This is a genomic window from Zwartia lucis, from assembly GCF_965234455.1.
GTDB lineage: Bacteria > Pseudomonadota > Gammaproteobacteria > Burkholderiales > Burkholderiaceae_B > Zwartia > Zwartia lucis.
This window is the reverse complement of sequence record NZ_OZ248473.1, coordinates 314,086-332,696: the sequence shown is the minus strand read 5'-3', so window position 1 is coordinate 332,696 and position 18,611 is coordinate 314,086. Positions and strand designations below refer to the sequence as shown.

At 47.8% G+C, this 18,611-nt stretch carries 18 protein-coding genes; 13 read left to right on the top strand and 5 right to left on the bottom strand.

Translation table 11 applies throughout. From position 1 onward, the window contains the following. Positions 1-4 precede the first annotated feature (4 nt). Genes AC8GE9_RS08005 through AC8GE9_RS07985 form a run of 5 tightly spaced genes read left to right on the top strand, consistent with a single transcriptional unit; the run spans position 5 to position 4,618 of the window. The gene (locus tag AC8GE9_RS08005; protein WP_506676630.1) at positions 5-967 is read left to right on the top strand and encodes an SGNH/GDSL hydrolase family protein; all 963 of its coding nucleotides are present in this window, start codon (positions 5-7) and stop codon (positions 965-967) included. Further along, positions 955-1,635: a glycosyltransferase family 2 protein gene (locus AC8GE9_RS08000; RefSeq protein ID WP_506676629.1), complete on the top strand. Its 681-nt coding sequence runs from the start codon at positions 955-957 to the stop codon at positions 1,633-1,635. The genes AC8GE9_RS08005 and AC8GE9_RS08000 overlap by 13 nt, the downstream gene beginning before the upstream one ends. Beyond that, positions 1,636-2,547, top strand: a complete 912-nt coding sequence (locus AC8GE9_RS07995; RefSeq protein WP_506676628.1) for a GT-D fold domain-containing protein — start codon at positions 1,636-1,638, stop codon at positions 2,545-2,547. It begins immediately after the preceding gene. Continuing rightward, positions 2,547-3,473, top strand: coding sequence for a hypothetical protein (locus tag AC8GE9_RS07990; protein ID WP_506676627.1), 927 nt, complete (start codon positions 2,547-2,549; stop codon positions 3,471-3,473). The genes AC8GE9_RS07995 and AC8GE9_RS07990 overlap by 1 nt, the downstream gene beginning before the upstream one ends. After that, the gene (locus tag AC8GE9_RS07985; RefSeq protein ID WP_506676626.1) at positions 3,473-4,618 is read left to right on the top strand and encodes a nucleotidyltransferase family protein; all 1,146 of its coding nucleotides are present in this window, start codon (positions 3,473-3,475) and stop codon (positions 4,616-4,618) included. The genes AC8GE9_RS07990 and AC8GE9_RS07985 overlap by 1 nt, the downstream gene beginning before the upstream one ends. Before the next feature lie 44 nt (positions 4,619-4,662). Here AC8GE9_RS07985 and AC8GE9_RS07980 read toward each other — a convergent pair whose 3' ends face one another. After that, positions 4,663-5,925 carry a glycosyltransferase gene (locus tag AC8GE9_RS07980; protein WP_506676625.1) on the bottom strand — a complete coding sequence of 421 codons (1,263 nt, stop codon included), beginning with the start codon at positions 5,923-5,925 and terminating at the stop codon, positions 4,663-4,665. A gap of 155 nt (positions 5,926-6,080) precedes the next feature. Here AC8GE9_RS07980 and AC8GE9_RS07975 point away from each other — a divergent pair, with 155 nt between their 5' ends. Beyond that, complete coding sequence (locus AC8GE9_RS07975; RefSeq protein WP_506676624.1) at positions 6,081-6,833, top strand: glycosyltransferase; 753 nt, start codon at positions 6,081-6,083, stop codon at positions 6,831-6,833. A 68-nt stretch (positions 6,834-6,901) separates the two neighbouring features. Continuing rightward, the gene (gene fcl / locus AC8GE9_RS07970) at positions 6,902-7,873 is read left to right on the top strand and encodes a GDP-L-fucose synthase (protein WP_506676622.1); all 972 of its coding nucleotides are present in this window, start codon (positions 6,902-6,904) and stop codon (positions 7,871-7,873) included. A 402-nt stretch (positions 7,874-8,275) separates the two neighbouring features. On the opposite strand, the gene AC8GE9_RS07965 is transcribed toward fcl, so the two are convergent. Beyond that, positions 8,276-9,157 carry a glycosyltransferase family 2 protein gene (locus tag AC8GE9_RS07965; RefSeq protein ID WP_506676621.1) on the bottom strand — a complete coding sequence of 294 codons (882 nt, stop codon included), beginning with the start codon at positions 9,155-9,157 and terminating at the stop codon, positions 8,276-8,278. A gap of 3 nt (positions 9,158-9,160) precedes the next feature. Continuing rightward, entirely contained in the window at positions 9,161-10,402 is a 1,242-nt protein-coding gene (locus AC8GE9_RS07960; RefSeq protein ID WP_506676620.1) for an NAD(P)/FAD-dependent oxidoreductase, read from the bottom strand. A 65-nt stretch (positions 10,403-10,467) separates the two neighbouring features. Here AC8GE9_RS07960 and AC8GE9_RS07955 point away from each other — a divergent pair, with 65 nt between their 5' ends. The 4 genes from AC8GE9_RS07955 to AC8GE9_RS07940 all read left to right on the top strand — a co-directional run bounded on the left by AC8GE9_RS07955 (position 10,468) and on the right by AC8GE9_RS07940 (position 13,504). After that, entirely contained in the window at positions 10,468-10,647 is a 180-nt protein-coding gene (locus tag AC8GE9_RS07955) for a hypothetical protein (protein WP_506676619.1), read from the top strand. A gap of 315 nt (positions 10,648-10,962) precedes the next feature. Beyond that, entirely contained in the window at positions 10,963-11,136 is a 174-nt protein-coding gene (locus tag AC8GE9_RS07950; RefSeq protein ID WP_506676618.1) for a hypothetical protein, read from the top strand. Positions 11,137-11,159: 23 nt separating this feature from the next. Then, complete coding sequence (locus tag AC8GE9_RS07945; RefSeq protein ID WP_506676617.1) at positions 11,160-12,449, top strand: hypothetical protein; 1,290 nt, start codon at positions 11,160-11,162, stop codon at positions 12,447-12,449. Next, positions 12,422-13,504 (top strand): nucleotidyltransferase family protein, encoded by a 1,083-nt coding sequence (locus AC8GE9_RS07940; protein ID WP_506676616.1) that lies wholly within the window; start codon positions 12,422-12,424, stop codon positions 13,502-13,504. The genes AC8GE9_RS07945 and AC8GE9_RS07940 overlap by 28 nt, the downstream gene beginning before the upstream one ends. Before the next feature lie 116 nt (positions 13,505-13,620). Here the strand turns inward: AC8GE9_RS07940 and AC8GE9_RS07935 are convergent, their stop codons facing one another. After that, on the bottom strand, positions 13,621-14,478 hold the full coding sequence (locus AC8GE9_RS07935) for an asparagine synthase-related protein (protein WP_506676615.1): 858 nt from the start codon (positions 14,476-14,478) through the stop codon (positions 13,621-13,623). A 104-nt stretch (positions 14,479-14,582) separates the two neighbouring features. Between AC8GE9_RS07935 and AC8GE9_RS07930 the strand changes: the two genes are divergently transcribed. Then, positions 14,583-16,322, top strand: a complete 1,740-nt coding sequence (locus AC8GE9_RS07930) for an ABC transporter ATP-binding protein (protein ID WP_506676614.1) — start codon at positions 14,583-14,585, stop codon at positions 16,320-16,322. Beyond that, a complete protein-coding gene (locus AC8GE9_RS07925; protein ID WP_506676613.1) occupies positions 16,319-17,542 on the top strand; it encodes a nucleotidyltransferase domain-containing protein in 1,224 nt (407 codons plus the stop codon). Before AC8GE9_RS07930 ends, AC8GE9_RS07925 begins: the two co-directional genes overlap by 4 nt. On the opposite strand, the gene AC8GE9_RS07920 is transcribed toward AC8GE9_RS07925, so the two are convergent. Then, positions 17,539-18,459 carry a glycosyltransferase family 2 protein gene (locus AC8GE9_RS07920; protein WP_506676612.1) on the bottom strand — a complete coding sequence of 307 codons (921 nt, stop codon included), beginning with the start codon at positions 18,457-18,459 and terminating at the stop codon, positions 17,539-17,541. The two genes, AC8GE9_RS07925 and AC8GE9_RS07920, sit on opposite strands and share 4 nt — an antisense overlap. Positions 18,460-18,611 lie beyond the last annotated feature (152 nt).

The following is an 18,611-nucleotide window of genomic DNA, read 5'->3' as shown; positions in this document are numbered from 1 at the left end:
ACTCGTGGCCCAAATCGCTAAGCGCGATGTCGAGGTTTCAGTGGTTAATTGCTGTTTGGGTGGAATCGGTTCATTGGGTATCGCCTTCTTTATTGATTTGTTTGCAAAAGGGCAGGCATTTGACTGCGTTGTGTTGGATACTTTTGTGGCTGATCTTGGGGGGGCTACACCTAGGCATTTGATTGCGCCAGCACTTGGCGGTTTGTTGCAATGCACTGCAGTGTCTCAGGCCACTGTGATTCCCTTGTTTCTATATCGTAGCGATATTGAAGAAGAACAATACCAAGATGTGCTTGATATTTACACGCAGGTGCTAAAAAACCATGGGCTATCAGCGATCAATGTTTATGCCTCGGTCAAGTCCTTAGTTGACGATGGCCAATTGGATGCGTCGACTATTGTCTATGACGGTGTGCACACCACGCCTGCAGGTGCTGCACTTTATGCCAAGATTGTGATGAACGAGGGGGGATTTGAGAACAGGTTGACTCAAAAAAGACTGCCTAGTGTGCAATCTGACGCGATTATTGCCAAACCCTTGCTGCCGGTGACCCAGTTTTTGGTAAGAGGGCGCTTCGAAACTGGCCTATACCGACTTTCATTGCCGTATGTATGTGTGCAGGCAGGTGATGACTTTGATGTCGAGGTTTCAGACGGTCTATGCATTGGACTGATCGTTGTCGCGGATGCCGATTCAGGGGTGATCTCGATAAGCTGTCAAGAGTGGGTTCATCAGGCTCAGGTATATGATCGCTGGTGCCATCAAAATAGGCTGCAGGTGGTTTTTTTTCCCAAGCCGGTGCCGTCCAATCAAACGATTCAGATTCACGCTGCTTTGGAAGATTGGGCAGAGTGCAGCGCAAACCTTGGCAAAAACACAACCCGAAAGATCGGTTCAAACCTAAAAGTCGTCAGCTTGATGCTCTGTGCTTCCTCATCAATGGGGGGTTCTGAATGTCCTTGGTAACCGTCGTGATCGCAACCTTAAATTCGCAGCGATATTTTATGCAGTGTGTTCAGAGCTTGTTATCCCAAAGCTATCTTGATTTTGATGTGGTGGTGGTTGATGGCGGCTCATCAGATGGCACCCTGCAGATGGTGTCGTTGTTGCCCAATGCAAAATTGGTTCTACAAAGTGGTCGCGGACTCGCTGCTGCCTGGAATGAGGGCATTGCGCACTGCAGCACGCCCTACGTTGCATTTCTTGACAGCGACGACTGGTGGCAGCCAACCGCACTGTCTGATCATATGTCAGCGCTTCTCTCAGGCGCCAATCTTGACTACAGCACAGGAATGTTCCGGTTTTTTGCTGAGGACCCGGACGCATTGCCTTATGGTTTCAAGCCGAGGTTGCTTGAGGGGCTGCATCAGGCACTCATGCCGGGGTGTTTTGTGGGAAAGAGAGCGCTGTTTGATTCGATCGGCATGTTCGATGAAAGCTTATCGGTTGCGCTGGATATTCAGTGGTTTCATGACTTAAAGCTCAGTTCAGCGAGGCGGTATGAACTGGATGCTCATGTCCTCAATAAGCGCGTGCATTTGTCGAACCTCTCATACACGTCTTGTGAAACGGGTACCTTCAGCTATGAATTGTTAAGAGTGATCTATCGCCGATTAAAGAGCAAGGGTTTGTAAATGGACAATCTTGTGCTGGCGTCCAAGCGGTCTTTTATCGATTCCATTCAGCGCGCTATCGCTGATCGAAGAGGCTTTGCAGCTGGCAAACTCGGTGGGAGTGAACAGGTCTGTCTTTGCTTTCATTTGGCCTCCGGGATGTCTGATGAATCGCATGAGGTTGATCGGGCCAGGCCAGTGTTTGCTGCCCTAAAATATCATGCAGAGCGACAAACTGGCATTTTTCCGACATCTTTTGAGTTCCTGCAAAGGTATTCAACGCAATACGCCAGCGCAGTTTCACAAGCAGACTTTCTTGGTTTATTTGGCTACCCTGCTGAGCGTGAATTGGTGCAAAGATTAGGCTTACAAGCGGGATTGTTAAAGTTCACAGACACAGAACCGGATCGATCCATCCCGCACAACCCGAGCTTATGTTACCTGCCAACGTTAAGTGGCCAGCGCATATTGCTGATTGCACCGTTTGCCAGTTTCGCAGCACAGAGGGCCGATAAGAAAATATTCGAATCGGTCTGGAGTCGTATCGGTGTGCCCTGGTTTGAACCCGCAGCTGTTCTAGCCATCGATATTCCTTATGGATATATTGGTCAGGTCAAAACGTTTGAGCGTTTTGGTGACAGCCTAAAATTGAAGAAGCATATTTGCGCTCAGATTGATTCTCTTGATTTTGATGTGGCACTGATTGCTGCTGGTTCGCTTGCGATTCCTCTGGCGGTGCACATCAAGAGCGCTGGCAAGGTTGCCATTTCGCTCGGCGGTCATCTTCAGGTATTGTTTGGCATATTAGGTCAACGGTGGCTGCGTGATGAGTTTTGGAGGCAACACTATATCAACGAGCACTGGGTACGAATGCCGCAACAGTTCGTCCCTGAAAATTCGGCTAGCCTTGTGGACAATGGGGCATATTGGTAATGGAGCAACACAATAAAAAGCCGGTTGCCCTATTTGTCTATAACCGGCCGTCGGTGACAGCTCAGACACTGAACGCGATCATTCAGTACCAGCCTGAGACTCTTTTTGTGGTGTCAGACGGCCCCAAAAATGGCAAAGACGATGAATGCAAGGTTAATGCAGTTCGAGGTCTATTGGCATCGTGCAAGAGTTTGTTCAAGGTTGTCAGTTTGCACAGAGAGGCGAACGTTGGGTGCCGCCAATCAATGATGACGGGTCTGGATTGGGTTTTTGACCAGGTTGATCAATGCATTATCCTCGAAGACGATTGTTTGCCAGACCGGACGTTTTTTGACTATTGCGCTCAATTGCTAGACCGTTATCAGGCCTGTGCAGAAGTCATGTCGATTAGCGGCTTTCGTGCTGAACAGTTGAAGTTCAGTGGTGAGTATTCGTATGGATTTTCCAAGTACCCGTCTAGCTGGGGTTGGGCAACGTGGCGTAGGGCCGTGACGGGTTTCAGAACTGCCTTGGCGGATTGGTCAGACGAGGATGCGATGAAATGGCTTGAGTCTTACCTGGGCAGTGGCACTTATGCACGATATTGGGCTTATAAGTTAAGTTCTGCGCATCGTGGTGCGGATCTCTGGGATTTCACCTGGGCTTATCATTGTTGGAGACGTGGGGGGCTATCGATTTATCCTTCAGTGAGTATGATCAAGAATATCGGGTTTGGTCCGGAAGCGACTAGCACTGTGAGTTCGCAACATCCGTTTGCACGACAAAACAATCAGTGTTTAGGCTTTCCGATGAAGCATCCGGCAGCAATTGCCGCCTCACGAGACTTCGACGAGCGGGTTGAATACCTGTTGTATTCCGGGATGCAACGCCGATGTGTTGAGCTCATGCGCAAAGTGGCGCTGCAGCGCCTTTCAAAGGGCAAATAATGTTTCCACTTTTAGGCCTAAAAAAGCCAGATCAGTTGCTAGCACTGATTGATTTTTGTTTTAGCCCAGACCCGGCAAGCGAAAGTTCTAGACTGATTGACCGGTGTCTTCAAGAGGATCTGCTCACCGGTGAACAGTACAGAATCCTGCCGCTCATGTATGGGAAGACAGCCCTCGAGCGCTTAAGCCCGTCGTCGATTTCGAAAGTTCAAAGCGCCTATAAGCATACGTTTTACAGAAATCATGTCCTTTTGAACCGAGCTTCTGTGTTGCGCAGCAGGTTGATCGAACGGGGTTTTGCGGAACCAGTGTTTTTGAAAGGTGTTCCCAACTGTTTGAGGTCTGCCAGCGGCATTGGGTCTAGACCGATGGTTGACGTTGATCTCTTGATTCCAGACATGCACTTGAAACCAGACATGGTTCTTAGTTTCTTCAAGGAATATGACTTGAAGTCGCTGGGGTCAACCGTTCGCTCTGTGACGGGCGAATCACCTGAAGGATTTCAGTTTGATTTCCATTGGTACTTGAGTGACTGGGCAGTTTCTTCAAGCGTTGTAAAACAGTTGGTAAATAGCTCGGAGTGTTTGTCGTTTAGACAGGTCGCGTTCAGAGTGCCTTGTATTGAGCATCATTTAGTTCATGTGATCGGTCACGGGATGTTTGATGGACATTTGGCCATGGATGCGCGTTGGGTGGTGGATGTCTTGATGTTGCTCCAAGGTCGGTTCGACTTTTCTGAAGACAGAATAGTTGACCTTACAGATCAGGTTCAGGGACGGGCTCGAATTCAGAGCGGACTCAGGTTGCTCGCGCAGCACACGCCCGAACAAATTCAGATTGACCGCGATGTTTTGTTGGCTGCGGCAGACCGAATCAGGCCTATGTCTCGGGGCTCCACTTGGTTGCTTGATCGAAAACTTATTACCGACTCTACACACACTGGTCGTTATAGCAAAAAAGATTTGATCAAGGATGTGTTAACCACTTACATCTACACCCCATTTCTTTTATGTAGAGAAAATCGTTTGCCTCTGAGATTTGCAATTGGTTTGGTTTTTGGCTTTCCGCTAGAACCTATTAGTCGATGTATCGTGTTGTTTAGATTGAAAGTAAAAAAGCATTTCTACCGACTATTCGAAGTATAGGTGCATCAGGCGTGCATGCAGGTGGGCTAGGGACAGCGCTGAGATCATAGGCAAAGGCTAGCACTTTGATATATTGATGCGTATTTTGGAGCCACTGATGAACAAGAAAATTGCTGAACCGCAAAAGTTCTGGACCTTTCTCTAAGTCCTTCTGTTTTCGAGTTTTCAAGAACCCAAGAGATTCCTTTTGCTAGATCGTCTGTGTCAAAGGGATTTGATAGAAAGCCCGTTTTTTTGTGCTTCACGATATCTATCATTCCGCCCGTGTTGAAGGCTACAACGGGTGTGCCACAAGCCAATGCCTCAATACCGGTGTTGGGCAAGTTATCTTGGCGGGACGGCAACACAAAGACATCGGCGGCGCTATACATGGCTCGCAGACGTGTATCGTCGTTCAAATGACCGCTGAAATGTGTGCGTAAGCCAAGGTCAGTTAGGGTGTGAGCGCCAGCTTGGCCGAAGACCGCTAGCTCCAGATCTGGGATGTCGGCACGCAGATTCTCTAGCGCATCCCGCAAAAGATCAAAGCCCTTGCGTGGATCCCTGCCTGCGCCGAAGGCACCGAACAGCACAATCGGAACGCGCTCTGGTAAGCCCAACAGTTTACGGGCTAGGGATTGCGGCAGAGGTGTCCAGAATTCGGTGTCAATAGGGTAGGGGATCACGCATACTGGCCAGTCGCGCATCAAGGCACTTTGTCTGACGCATTGGGCCAGCCAGTGACTCGGGGTAACGATATGCATCGGCCTTGACCAGTACATACGTTTTTGATCCCAAGCTCTGCGGTTTATATCGGAGGAAAGTTCATGGGCAGGTCGGTTGCCCTCGTTATAGCCCTCTCTCCATCGGGACTCTGTGGTGTAGTGCTCGCACCCGCAAAATGCCCACATGTCGTGCAAAGTCCAAACGATAGGCTTATTAATGGCCCCGATCTCTTTGATGGACAGTAAGCCATTGATCCAATGCAGATTGACAATTTGTTTGCTTGAATCGTTAATGTGTGAAAGCAAGCCAGGCACACCATCACTCATCTCACTATCCTCACCAATCAAGAGCGATGAATCTTTGTAAGAGGGTGCTCTCGATCTTCGTAAAAACTTATGAGCGGTATGCAGTTTGTCATTGATGGATACCGGCTCAAATTTTTTCACTACAGCAGAAGTGGCGGTGCTGGTCATGCATAATAGTTCGCTATCGAGTCCATGTTGGACTTGGCATTGCGCGATCCGGACACTTGCTCGTGCAGCCCCACCCATGTCAGCATGGGTTGAAACGTGCAGAATCGATGGAGATGTCGTTTTGGTCATTTATATCTGATAAAAAGGCACTAGTAGTCTTAACGCTCTAGGTTGCAGTTTCCCCCGGAAGATCCGAGTCACCGATTAGCAGAGTGCAACAGCCCTATTTTTTGACAGCTTTCAAAATTTTTAATTTATTTAAATCTATCCGCGAGGATTGAACGATGGACACTTTACTGATTACAGTTGCAATAGGTGAAAATTATCAGAAAAGATACAAGGCGTTATTTTATGAAAATCACAAAACCTATGCTACTAAATGTGGGTACGATTTTAAAATCGTAACAGATTTTCTCGATATTAATAATCAACATACTTCTTTTATTAGTCTTCAGAAAAGCCTTGTGTGCTCGCAAGACTTTAGCCAAAAATACAAAAAGATTGTTTATGTTGACGCCGATATACTCTTCAATATCAAAACAGCGACCCCAATTCATCTCTTGATTGAGAATGAAAATATTTATATTGCTGATGAATATTCGCAGCCGACACAAGACGTGAGATTAGAAATTCAGCAATTAAATAATTGGGAAAGATCGGCAACGGATTATTACGCTCTAGCGGGGCTAAATCTAAAAACCAAATCCGTCCTTAATACAGGTTTGATGATCTTTAACCCTGAAATACATAGAAGGATTCTAGAAGATATTTATATTGAAGCCGTGAGGAAAGGATTAAACCATCCACGAGGGTTCCACTTTGAGCAAGCAATGATTGGATATGAACTTCAAAAAAATAGTTGCTGGGAGAAATTATCAAATGATTGGAATGCTATTTGGATGCTTCAAAAACTAGCGCCAAATAATTCAATCAACTTACTTGATTTCTATGCGCAAAATAAAGCCATTCATTTTGCTGGAAACTGCGATGTTCACCTTATTCCATGGCTACTCAGGAAGTATTATGGAAATGACTGAGTTTCATTGTCCAATCTGTAAACTCTTGTTAGTTGACGAATGGGCCATGGCCAAAAGGTTTCTATCCAATGACTAACTTTCCCAAAATCTATGTCGCCGGACACCGAGGGATGGTGGGCAGTGCCATCGTGCGTCAACTGTTGGCGCAAGGCCATCCTGCCGAGCGTATCGTCAGTCGAACGCATGCCGAGCTTGATCTGTGCAACCAAGCTGCAGTGAACGCTTTTTTTGAGCAAGAAAATCCCGATCAGGTATATATAGCTGCGGCCAAGGTGGGGGGCATTTATGCCAACAATACTTACCCCGCTGAGTTTATTTACGATAACCTTATGGTACAGGCTAACGTCATTCATGCCGCCTTTCAAAACGGCGTTAAAAAGCTTTTGTTTTTAGGTTCAAGCTGTATTTACCCCCGAATGGCGCAGCAGCCTATGCGCGAAGATGCCTTGTTGACTGGTACGCTAGAGTCCACCAACGAACCGTATGCCATTGCTAAAATTGCAGGCATCAAGCTCTGTGAAAGCTACAACCGCCAATATGGTGAGAGCCATGGTGTGGATTACCGCAGTGTCATTCCTACCAACCTATATGGCCCAGGTGACAACTACCACTCAGAAAACAGCCACGTTATTCCGGCGCTCTTACGCCGCCTTCATGAAGCCAAATTGGCCAATGCTTCTCGCGTGGTAATTTGGGGCACGGGCACGCCTAGACGCGAATTTTTGTATGTGGATGACATGGTAGCTGCCAGTGTGCATGTCATGCAACTACCTCAAGCCTTGTATGCGCAGCACACCCAGCCCATGCAAAGCTACATCAATGTGGGCAGCGGCTCTGACGTCACCATCGCGGAATTGGCCCAAACGATCGCCCAAACGGTGGGCTATACCGGTCAGATCGACTTTGACGTCACCAAGCCAGACGGAACCCCCCGCAAGTTGATTGATAGTTCAAGGCTGAACAGCCTCGGCTGGCAAGCCCAAGAACATTTGTCTACTGGTCTGGCCAAAACATACGCCGACTTTCTAAAGCAACAATGATCCGTATTTAGGTGGTTTCAACCCCAACATAGAATCTGAAATAAACCATGACTCCTGTGCCCAAATTCGCACTTATCATTCGCGAGCCGCTAAGGCAGGATGTGGTCCGTGTTGTTTCGCTGTCTTTAATTTATAACTTTTGAGATTATTTTTATGCAACAGACAGATCTAACTGGTACAAACCAATCCGATCAGGCATCCAATGACTTGAGAACGGGTGAGAAGCAAGCCAGACGAAAAGCATTGAGTCGAATTGGCAAGTATTCGGCATACGCTATACCTGCGGTTTTGGCTTTAACGCACAGGGCAGCTTCTGCAAGCACTCTTGATCTTGACCCTCCCGTGCCAAATTAGACAGCCCGACAAGATATAAAAGACATTAGTTTTTTTGGCGCAGACAGTTCAATGTCTTATCCAGCTTGCAAGTGCTGTTCGAAATTTTCGTAATTGTTGAAGCGCTCGCCCCGCAGAAAATCTCAGCAATAAGTAAGTCAAACGACCCGCAAGGATTGCCAGTAGAACTGCAGTCGTCTTTTTCTTGAGATCGGCCTCTAGAATGACTTGAGCGCAGGATAGTGATACACACATCCGTTGCAAAGGGCCGTAACTCCAAGTACTTGAAAGACTGGCTGCATGCGAGCGCTTTCGATAAAGTACCCGGCGGACTCTAATGCACTCACCTCGTAGCGCGAAATACATCAGGAATGGCCAGTCTGCTGCATATTCACCCCCGAGATGAGAGCGTAGCGGTGGCCCAGCCCGCGCAATGTCCAGCCGGAAAAGGCCACGGTAACTGGCCCACCAACCATGAATCCACTGAAGTACAACCCTCCCGCGTGTCAAAGGGTCTGTCACGCCATCAAGGCCCTCGCAGACAATGGTCTCCTCTTGCCTTTCGGCATGAAAAAATGTCATATCTGAGTACGCAATTGATGCCTGATCGTTTTGAGCAAAAGCTGTCACTAAAGTAGACACATATTCCTGATCGATCAGGTCATCGTGGCCAATGAAAAAGCATAGATCGCTCTGCGCGATTCTTAACAGTTCATTTGCGTTACGAACCCATCCGAGACGCTGCGTTTGGCACACCACTGTAAAACGCTGATCAGCAAGCGCGAACTGCTCACAACGCCTCGCTGTATCGTCATCTGAGACATCGACGGAGATGAGTACAGCGAGGTTGGAATAGGACTGATTTGCGATGGAGTGAAGCGTCTCTTCGATGAACTCGCTTGCGTTGTAGGCGGCTACAAGGGCGGTGACGCGAGGAGCGCTTGTGCTCATGATTTAGTGCGCCCCACGCGCTGTGCGGTCTACACGTTCTGCTACCTCGTACGCGAAGAGGGGGGCTGCTGTGAGCTTACCTGGGTCCACGCTGTGATAGCCGTCCAGGGTAAAGACTCCAGAGGTCGCGCGACGATGCAAGCCACTTGATATGTCGTCGACGTCGGTTCGGCCGTCGGCAACGATTGCCCCCGCATCCACCTTTAGTACTTCGGCGCTAGCAATCGCTGGTACCCATCTGGCAAGCGCTCTGATTGTTTCGTCCCCAACGCTTGCGGCAACATTCGGATCGGGTTCTCCGCGGCATGCCGCATCCCATGTCCGTGGTGGTGCCACTTCTGGCGTCCAACCTTGCAGGCATGCGGGATACCACGAAAGGTAGGACGTGCCATTAGGGCGGATGACGATATCTCCGTACCGTCCAATCACCATGGTCATCGAGGGCGCGTTTTTAAGCGCTTCAGGAGTTCGGCAAATCACTCGGTATTTGAGCCGGTGTAACACGTTGGGCCGCGGGGTGATGCCCAATGTCTGATCTATGGCTAGGCGTCGTTCCCACGATGCATTGACCACCTGTTCCGCGTCGAGGCAGAATGGTACATCGTGCACCACTCCTTTAATGTTGAAAGATCTGCCAGCACGTTCTATGCCACGGACTTCATGCTCGGGCAAAAACGTAATTTTTTTATTAGCAGAAACTGCATGACGTATTTGTGTTGCAAGATCCTCTGTATCAATTGCACGCTCCTGCGTGCGGAACGCGCCCTTTATCAGCGATTGAGAAAATACGTCATCCATCTGATTCGGAGCAAGCTGATATGCCAGTCGCTCGGGACGAAGCCCCAGGTAGGTCAGGGAATCGTCTGAGGCAAGTTCAGCTTGATAGATATTTTCGACTTGTGCATAAAAAGACGCTAGCGCAGAAGGTTCAAGAAGAGAGTCTTGCGCGACGAGATAGTCAAAAGGAGTTGAAACACCGATCAACTGCAGTTGATCTCCAATCCAGAGTTCAAGAAGTGAGCTAAAGCGAAGTGCAGCCCTTAGCTGAAGCCGAGCAGTCTCAAGGGTGTTGTCGTTGGCATAGATAAGGCCTAAGTGAATTTTGCCTTCGTTGCGAAGACTCGCGCGACTCATTGGTAAAACGTCTTGTTCGATGAGGGTAACGTCATGATTCCGACGCGCGAGTTCGAGAGCGACACAACAGCCAGTAAGTCCGGCACCGATAATAGCGATTGGACGTGTCATGTTAGGCTAAGATGGGAGTTAGGTATAGCAGCCATATTTAATTTACAACTTTTGAGATTAATTTTATGCAACCGACAGATCAAACTGGTACAAACCACCCCGACCAGAAATACGATGGCTTGATAGCAGAGGAAAAGCAAACCAGACGTAACGCATTGATTCGAATTGGCAAGTACTCAGCATACGCTGTACCTGCGGTTTTGGCTTTGACAGCCAAGGCAGGACCTTCTTCAATTCCTGGTTAACAACCAATTGACTCAGGATCATAAGCGGGGAGATAGGTGCGATCCTAGTTCAGCCTGTTCAGTTAGAATGATAATCAGTTAACTGGCTTCAGACTCAACCTTAAGTATTAATTTTATGCAATCGACAGATCAAACCGGCACAAATCAACCCGATCAGAAATCCGATGACTTGTTAGCAGATGAGAAGCAAGCCAGACGAAAGGCCTTGAGCCGGATTGGTAAGTACTCAGCATACGCAATACCTGCGGTTTTGGCTTTGACAAGCAAACCAGCAGCTGCATCAGATGGCCCTGTTCCACCTTAAGGATTAATTTTATGCAACCGACTGATCAAACTGATTTAAATCAACCCGAACACGAGTCTGACGACTCGATAGCAGATGAGAAGCAAGCCAGACGTAAGGCATTGAGTCGAATTGGCAAGTACGCTGCATACGCCATACCCGCTGTGTTGGCTTTATCCCATAAACCCGCTCATGCCTACACCTAGCCTAATTTCTGATGGTTAACAGTTTGAGTATCGCTTTACATGACTCGGTTCTTCATTGCTTAGGGCAAAGCTCTAGTTTCGGTGCTTGGTTGTATGACGACCATCTCGTGACGTGCGACCTAAAAAAAAGACACATTGAGTTGCACAATCCTGCGTCTGCTGCCATTTGGTTATTGCTCAGTGACGTCACCAATGACGCCAACAGTGACGATAATATCGTCAAAGAATATGCAGAATTGTTCGCTTTGCCGCTGGCTCAGGCTCGAAGTGATGTCGACGTGTGCTTGGCTAACTGGTTGAAGTATGGTTGGGTCGTTCGTGATGCTACGAAAAAGTGGCGTCTTTCTTTTCCTGATGAGCAGGTTTCTCCCGCTTCAGATACGATCAATAGATTAGTCGATGAGCCCATGTGTGATCACGTGATTCACCGAGGTTTTTATTGCTTTGGAGATGAGGCGTTTGAGCTTCAAATCCGCTCTTCTACCACTAAGGTGGCGATTGATCCTTCAGCACAAGGGTTCGCTGCGCGACTGATCGCTATTTGTGAGGGTTTCGCCAAGCTTGACGAGCTGCCTTCGGGAGCTGGCTGGGTGACGGTATCCATTCAGGATGAACATATTGTCTTGCAAGACAGTAGTGATCAGCAATCGCGCCGTCTTGAAGCAGGTCTTGAAATGGGACTGGTGTATGAAGCCATGATAGGCGTCTCATATCCAGCGCGCGACGTGGTGTTGGCACTACATACTGCAGGGGTTAAGCAGGGGCGTTGTTTGGCCCTAGCGGGCGTGTCTGGTGTGGGTAAAAGCACGCTTTCAGCTTTGTTGGCAAAGGCCGGTTGGGAATTACTCGGTGACGATATTCTGGCCATTGAGCTCAACAAGGGTGGTCAGTCAACACCGTCGTTAGGTTTGTTGCGCTTTCCGACCGCAATCAGTTTAAAGTCAGGGAGTTGGCCGAGACTGTTGCCACTTTATTCTGAGTTGGCTGATTTATCAGTTCTTCCCTATACCTATGGCGGAAAAGAAGCAAAATATTTACCCATCGCCCACACTGCCACCCATCAGACAGCGTCAAGTTGGGATGCAATTATTCTGCCACGTTTTGTGGCTGATCAAGCGCTCAAGGTGCAGGCTTTAAGACCTGCTTTGGGTTTGCAAGGTTTGCTCACTGCGGGTTTGTCTATGTTTGGCGCACCCACGATTCAAACCATAGACCATGCTTTAAACGCATTAATCCGATTGCCGTGTTTCGCCATTGAGTACGCTCACTTTGAAGAGGTGAATGCTTGTTTAAAAGACCTGACGATCAATTAGCGACGCATTATTGGTTGTGCTCCGCTATCTCGCCGCTCGTCGACAGCGCAGCAGTGGCCAAAGAGATCGAATCAGGTCAATTAGACTGGGATATGGTCATGGCTCAAGCGCATCGGGGTATGGTGCTGCCCTTACTTTATCGGGCACTGATTCGAAAACAATTGCTTGATTGTGTACCAAAGGAAGTCGGGCAAGCCCTAGAGGGTTTTTTTGATCTTAACGTACTGTTAAACAGCCGACTCAGAGCGCAAGTGAAGGCGGTCACTGTATGTTTGAATCGATACGATATCGTGCACGTGTGGCTCAAAGGCGCCACGCATTTACTACGCGTCGATTGGCAGCAATCGCCTCGTACCATGTTAGATCTAGATGTTTGGATACCGCATCGAGGTCAACATGATGCCGCCTTTAAAAAACTTGCTGAACTGGGTTATGAGTCTGTGGCAGAGGAGGGCGGGCAATTGCTTGGAGGGGAGCATCACTATCCTCCGTTGTTTAAAAATGGCGAGTCAGCTCGCCTAGAGTTTCATGCGTCGGTAGTCCCGACTAAATATTCACCATTGCTACCAGAGGGTCCCGCGCTCAATCATACTCAATGGCGTGAGTGGGAAGGGGAAAAAGTAGGCGTGCTTAACCCAGTCGATCAAGCCATGCATGCTTATATTCAATGCGTGTACATGAGCGGAAAACAGTTTCTGGCTGGGCAAGTGACGCTGATGAAAACACATGATTTCGTAGAAAGATTTATGCTAGCTGGGCCAAGTGCCCTCAAGTCAGAGTCATTTCAATGTTTGCATCAAAAGCCTTGGTCTGAACCGGCCAACATGTTCTTTACCTATCTAGGGCGCGCGTTTGGAGTGGCTTCTGATTTCAACACAAACACTCTTTACGAAGACCGACTTAGATACCCAGCGTTGGCGCGTTTGTCTAAAGCACGAGACTTTTACCAGCGCGTCTTGAAATCTATTCGTCAAGGGCGAGTCGGGCCTTGGCATGACTTACCGACTCGGGTGTGGAGAAATATACGCGAGATTTTTTTTGCGAAGGGTGCGTAAGCTTACCCTTTAGCTCAAACGCGATTTCGCGGTTTCAAATACGAAGTGCAACACGTTCTAAAGACGAGTGGCTGAATCTGCTCGTTCACTTTGTAAATATGTAGGCAAGGGTGCCTCTACGAATCAGAGGGGTGACTTTTAAGCCAGCGGTCAAGCTGATGGAGTGCGCTAATAGATCGCATAAAAGTAAAGGCAAACTCTAATTGTGTTTGACCAGATACCGCCTGTTTGATTTGAGCTTTTAACTTATCTCGATCAATGATCGAGTGGAGGTCACTGTGTAAATCTGCTTCTAGGGCTCGTGCACGCTCAGCTATGACGGGCAAATTTCTGGTTTGCATATCTTTTATCGTGGCAGCATAGCCCATATCTTTGCTCGGCTTCCAAGCCACAGCTTTGGGAACCATGTCATTAATAGCGCGGCGGTGAAGATAACGGCCCATCCCTTTAGGGCCGACTTTTTCAATGCTAGGCGTTGACAGATATTGTTGCACGAGTCGCACATCCCACAGAGGCCAGTGGTACTCCACGCCATAGGCAGCTGCCATTAACGTGCAGTTTTCGAATCGTGTCGCCACATAGGGCATCTTGAGTAATTGATTCAAAATAAAATCATTGATCCGGCGATAGGGGGCATCATAGCGAGCCGTTTCCATGTACTCCTGATGCAAGTTTAACTGCTCAACGATGTGATGCTGCAGCAGTTGATGGGGCCAGCGGGCGTTCCATGCTTTCAGAAAATTCGGGTTATAGGCAGGGTTTTTGCGTTTCATTAACGCCGTTCTGCCCGTGCGTAAAGTACGAGTCAGCATGTTGCCTGGCGATATGTTCCATAGCGCACCGTAGCTATGCCGATCTAACAGCTCCCATCGCAAGTGATGCGCGGGGTTGGTCACGACTTCATCGCCACCAAAACCCGAGTAAAGCGTGCGAATGCCGTGTAGCTGACATTCTTTGTTGGTATGAAAGCACATGCTTGGGTGGCAGCTGGGCCTATTCGCGTTACAGGCGGGTACAGCTTTGGGCAATTTACCGTTGTGGGTTGTTTCGCATCAAATAAACGAGATGCTGAACAATCTTGACGCACTTTCTATTTTCCTACGGCGCATTGATTAAACAGCATAATCCTTGGCAGTTGCTAAGCTTGTTTGGCTTGATGCTGCTTGCTAGTTTGACTGAAGGCGTGGGCATTTTATTACTCGTTCCCTTACTAGATTTACTCAGCGGTCATTCGGCTCAAGGTATCGGGCAGATACTTTGGAAAGTCTTTGAAACCTTGGGCATTCCGCAGTCCATCGGCGGTGTTTTAGCAGCCTTTATTGTGCTGGTTGCTTTGCGCAGTGCAATTCAATACGGGCGGGACCAGTTAAGCGTGATGGTGCAACACAAAATCGTTGATCGCTTGCGTTTGGAATGTTTCGCTGCGCTTATGCGGGTTGAATGGCGATGGTTGATTAATAGTCGTAAATCCGATCAAGCGAGTCTGTTGCTAACGGACGTTACTCGTGTGGGTAATGGTCTTAATTTTGGTTTGGCTTTGCTCGTCACCTTTTTTTCATTGGGAGCTTATCTTACGGTCGCGGTTGCCTTGTCTTGGCAAATGACATTGTTTGCCTTGGTGAGTGGCCTGATAGTATTAGGCTTGCTTTCAGGTCAACGTCGCGCTGCCCTTCATCTCGGGCAAAGTATGGGTCAAGCAAACCGTGCGTTGCAAGGCTATGTTCAGGAATCGCTCAGCGGTATCAAGCTTTCTAAAATCCTCGGCAACGAGCGTACTCACCTAACGCACTTTGCAAATACCGTCTCCGAAGTTCGGAATCAGTATGTTAGGTTCGCGTCGAGTACCAGTGCGTCTCGCGCACTTTTCCAACTCGGTGGGGCTATTCTGCTGGTCGCTTATCTTTATATCGGCTTGAATTTTAGTCAAACCCCCATTCCTGAGTTGCTGACGCTCGTACTGATTTTTAGTCGTATTATTCCGCTCTTCATCGCGGGTCAGCAGCAATTTCATCATTGCTTGCACGCACTCCCAGCCCTCGAAGAAACCCAGACTTTGCTGAAAGACTGCCGCCTTGCCGCTGAACCCGAAATAGGGTCAACTTCCCCTTGGCCGGTGCAGCAAGGTATCACCCTTGAGAGGGTGACAATCGCTTATGAAAGCCGAGATGCCCCCGCATTAAACCAGGTTTCAGTGACTTTTCCAGCCAAAACAACAACGGCCATCATGGGCGCATCAGGTGCTGGTAAAAGTACATTAGCCGATGTTGTTATGGGGTTATTAGCGCCTGATCAGGGCGAAGTACGGGTTGATGGCATAAGTCTTTCAGACGCTGAACGTATGCGTTGGCGTCATTCGGTTGCCTATGTGCCTCAGGAAGTATTCTTGTTTCACGAGAGCATCCGCAATAACTTGTTATGGGGAAATGCAAACGCAACGCATAACGATATGCAGCGTGTGCTCCAAATGGCAGCCGCTGAATTCGTCTTTAATCTTCCGCAGGGCTTAGATACCGTCGTCGGTGACGGTGGCGTACGACTCTCTGGAGGAGAGCGTCAGCGTATTGCGTTAGCCAGAGCTTTGCTCAAACACCCAAGCCTGCTAATTTTAGATGAAGCGACAAGCGCCCTCGACGTAGATAACGAGGCCCGCGTGCGTGATGCGATTGAAAAGCTACATGGTGATCTAACCGTGATCATTATTGGACACCGTTTGCCCACCCTGGAGCATGCCGATCAGGTGATTGTTCTAGAGGCAGGGCGCATCGTTCAGCAAGGCTCATGGCAAGATATTCAAAATATTATGAATCACACAAAATGAACGATACTGAATCTGATCAGGTTAAAAGCTTGTTGCTCGACCTGTTGTCACCCAGTCAGCATGTATCCGCCCAAATGTTGACCTGTTTGGAGCCAGAAGCTCAGGCCGCCTTTCTGCAGTCAGTGCAGGATCATCGGCTCGGCCCACTTCTGCGCTATATGCTGAGCCAATACCACCAAGACGTGATCGTGCCAGATCACATAAAGCTAGCAATAGACACCAGCTTCAAAACCGCAGCCTTTCGTTCATTGAATGCACAACAGAGCCTCATCAACATTCATCGTCTGTTAAGCCAACATCAGACGCCTTATATTGCTCTGAAAGGTGCTTACCTCGCGTTTCATGCCTACCCACAGAGCGCATTACGACCGATGCGTGATCTCGATATCTTGGTGCCAGAAGACCGTGCTTTAGAAGTTTACGAACTATTGAAAAATGAGGGATATCAAAGACTTTTAGAGTATCAAGACAACCCTAAGATCCCGTCAAAAAACAAGCATCACTTACCCGCGTTGATCGACCCGACCTCTCGAATTCTCATAGAAATCCACACTAGCCTCTCTGGCTCAGATGATGCCGCCTTTGGTTTGGCTGCAGATGAAGCATTCTGGTCTAGAGCGATTGAAAGACCCATTGCGAGTGTTGCAATTCGCTTCGAGTCATCCACAGATTTACTGTTACATCTAATATGTCACGCTGTTTATCATCATCGATTTGATAATGGTCCATTATTGATCACAGACATTGCATTTCTGCTTGATGGTCAAGATATAGATTGGCCATTGTTCTGGGAGATTGCCCAACGAGAAAACATCACAGCAGGCTGTGTTCTTGTGCTTAAAATAGTTGAGAGGTATTGGTCACAAACGTTAATCATATGGCCAAGCACGCCAGTTAAATTTCCCTCTGATGCCATGCTAAAAGATGCGGTAATCTTGCTGCTACGCGATTACAAACTGAGAGGTGTGGTTGGATTTAAAGGTGGATTGGTCAATGCAGATGGCATATTGCAACAGATCTCTTTGCTATTTAATAAGGTCTTTCCAACAAGAGCATATATTTTTGCTTTTTATGGACTACCAACAGGTTCTTTAAAGGTTTACGGTTATTACTTGATCTATTTATTTCGAAATCGTTTACCAAAGATGCTTAAGTCGATCACTACTCGACACACCTCTGAGCTTGCTCGCTTGCAGCGATTGGACGACTGGTTAACTTAGGGTTTGTGGTGTTTAACCCTGGGATAGGGGTGATGGCCACAGCGCAAACAGTTATAGATGTCAAATAACGTAAAAGGCCATGAAAGAGGAATGACTAAGTATTGGGGTAAGCTTTTTGGCGGGCAAGCCTTTTTGCCACTTAAAATCGAATGCCACCAAAATCGACCAAAATTAGCCAAGGAGCGCAAGTAAATCTTTGCTAAAGGATTTGATTGAAGTTTTTGTTGATATATGTAGCACGAGCCTAAAGAGGATTGCATGCGATTTCGACGCATGTTAGCTGAAAGACCATTTGGTTGGTACTCGGCAAACACTGCCGCATCGTTACAGAGATAGACCTTCTCGTTGAGCATTTGATAAATCAGTGCTGACTCTGCAATAAATAATTCACCCTCGAATTCTGGAAATCGATACCGCATCATTGCTTTGCTAAAAATGATTGAGTGATCAAAGATTGGCTCCTGAACAAAACGTTGAGCAAACGTCAGCGCTCGGCCAGGCTTAGTAAATAAATACTGTTTTTGCGCTTTAGGCACGACTAACGTCATTTGAACAATATTCGCACCCATATTTTGAGCTTGCGTAACAGCAGATTGAATAAAATTTAGCCCCCTTGGGTTAAACCAGTCATCACTATCAACGATAAAAATCCAATCTCCTTTAGCGTGCTTAAAGCCCTCGTTCAGTGCCCTGTGCTTGCCCCCATGAGTAATTTTGATGTAGGAAATGGGCAGGTTGGCTGAAAGCATGAAGCTTTCAACTAATGTCGTTGTTTCGTCTTTTGAGCCGTCGTCAATAATCAGCCATTCGATTTTTTCATCTTCATAGGTTTGCACACATATAGACTCGAACAAACGGGGCAAAAGATTTGCACGATTGTAGGTTGCAGTCAAAATCGTGATACTGACAGAGGACATAGATTCTAATGATAGAAAAGGCCAAATAAAAGCGATCAGTTTGACACAGCTATCGCATTCAGGGGAAACTCACTAACCCGCATCATAGCTGACGACTACATTATGAACTTGAATCGATCTTATCTTGAACTTTTATCGTGTTCACAATGAAC

Bases quoted from the DNA above. Each gene is read 5' to 3' on its own strand.
- AC8GE9_RS07990 (WP_506676627.1), top strand. From the start codon at position 2,547: ATGGAGCAACACAATAAAAAGCCGGTTGCCCTATTTGTCTATAACCGG.
- AC8GE9_RS07980 (WP_506676625.1), bottom strand. From the start codon at position 5,925: ATGACCAAAACGACATCTCCATCGATTCTGCACGTTTCAACCCATGCT.
- AC8GE9_RS07985 (WP_506676626.1), top strand. From the start codon at position 3,473: ATGTTTCCACTTTTAGGCCTAAAAAAGCCAGATCAGTTGCTAGCACTG.
- AC8GE9_RS07965 (WP_506676621.1), bottom strand. From the start codon at position 9,157: ATGAGCACAAGCGCTCCTCGCGTCACCGCCCTTGTAGCCGCCTACAAC.
- AC8GE9_RS07950 (WP_506676618.1), top strand. From the start codon at position 10,963: ATGCAACCGACTGATCAAACTGATTTAAATCAACCCGAACACGAGTCT.
- AC8GE9_RS07935 (WP_506676615.1), bottom strand. From the start codon at position 14,478: ATGTGCTTTCATACCAACAAAGAATGTCAGCTACACGGCATTCGCACG.
- AC8GE9_RS07975 (WP_506676624.1), top strand. From the start codon at position 6,081: ATGGACACTTTACTGATTACAGTTGCAATAGGTGAAAATTATCAGAAA.
- fcl (WP_506676622.1), top strand. From the start codon at position 6,902: ATGACTAACTTTCCCAAAATCTATGTCGCCGGACACCGAGGGATGGTG.
- AC8GE9_RS07960 (WP_506676620.1), bottom strand. From the start codon at position 10,402: ATGACACGTCCAATCGCTATTATCGGTGCCGGACTTACTGGCTGTTGT.
- AC8GE9_RS07920 (WP_506676612.1), bottom strand. From the start codon at position 18,459: ATGTCCTCTGTCAGTATCACGATTTTGACTGCAACCTACAATCGTGCA.
- AC8GE9_RS07925 (WP_506676613.1), top strand. From the start codon at position 16,319: ATGAACGATACTGAATCTGATCAGGTTAAAAGCTTGTTGCTCGACCTG.
- AC8GE9_RS08000 (WP_506676629.1), top strand. From the start codon at position 955: ATGTCCTTGGTAACCGTCGTGATCGCAACCTTAAATTCGCAGCGATAT.
- AC8GE9_RS07955 (WP_506676619.1), top strand. From the start codon at position 10,468: ATGCAACCGACAGATCAAACTGGTACAAACCACCCCGACCAGAAATAC.
- AC8GE9_RS07995 (WP_506676628.1), top strand. From the start codon at position 1,636: ATGGACAATCTTGTGCTGGCGTCCAAGCGGTCTTTTATCGATTCCATT.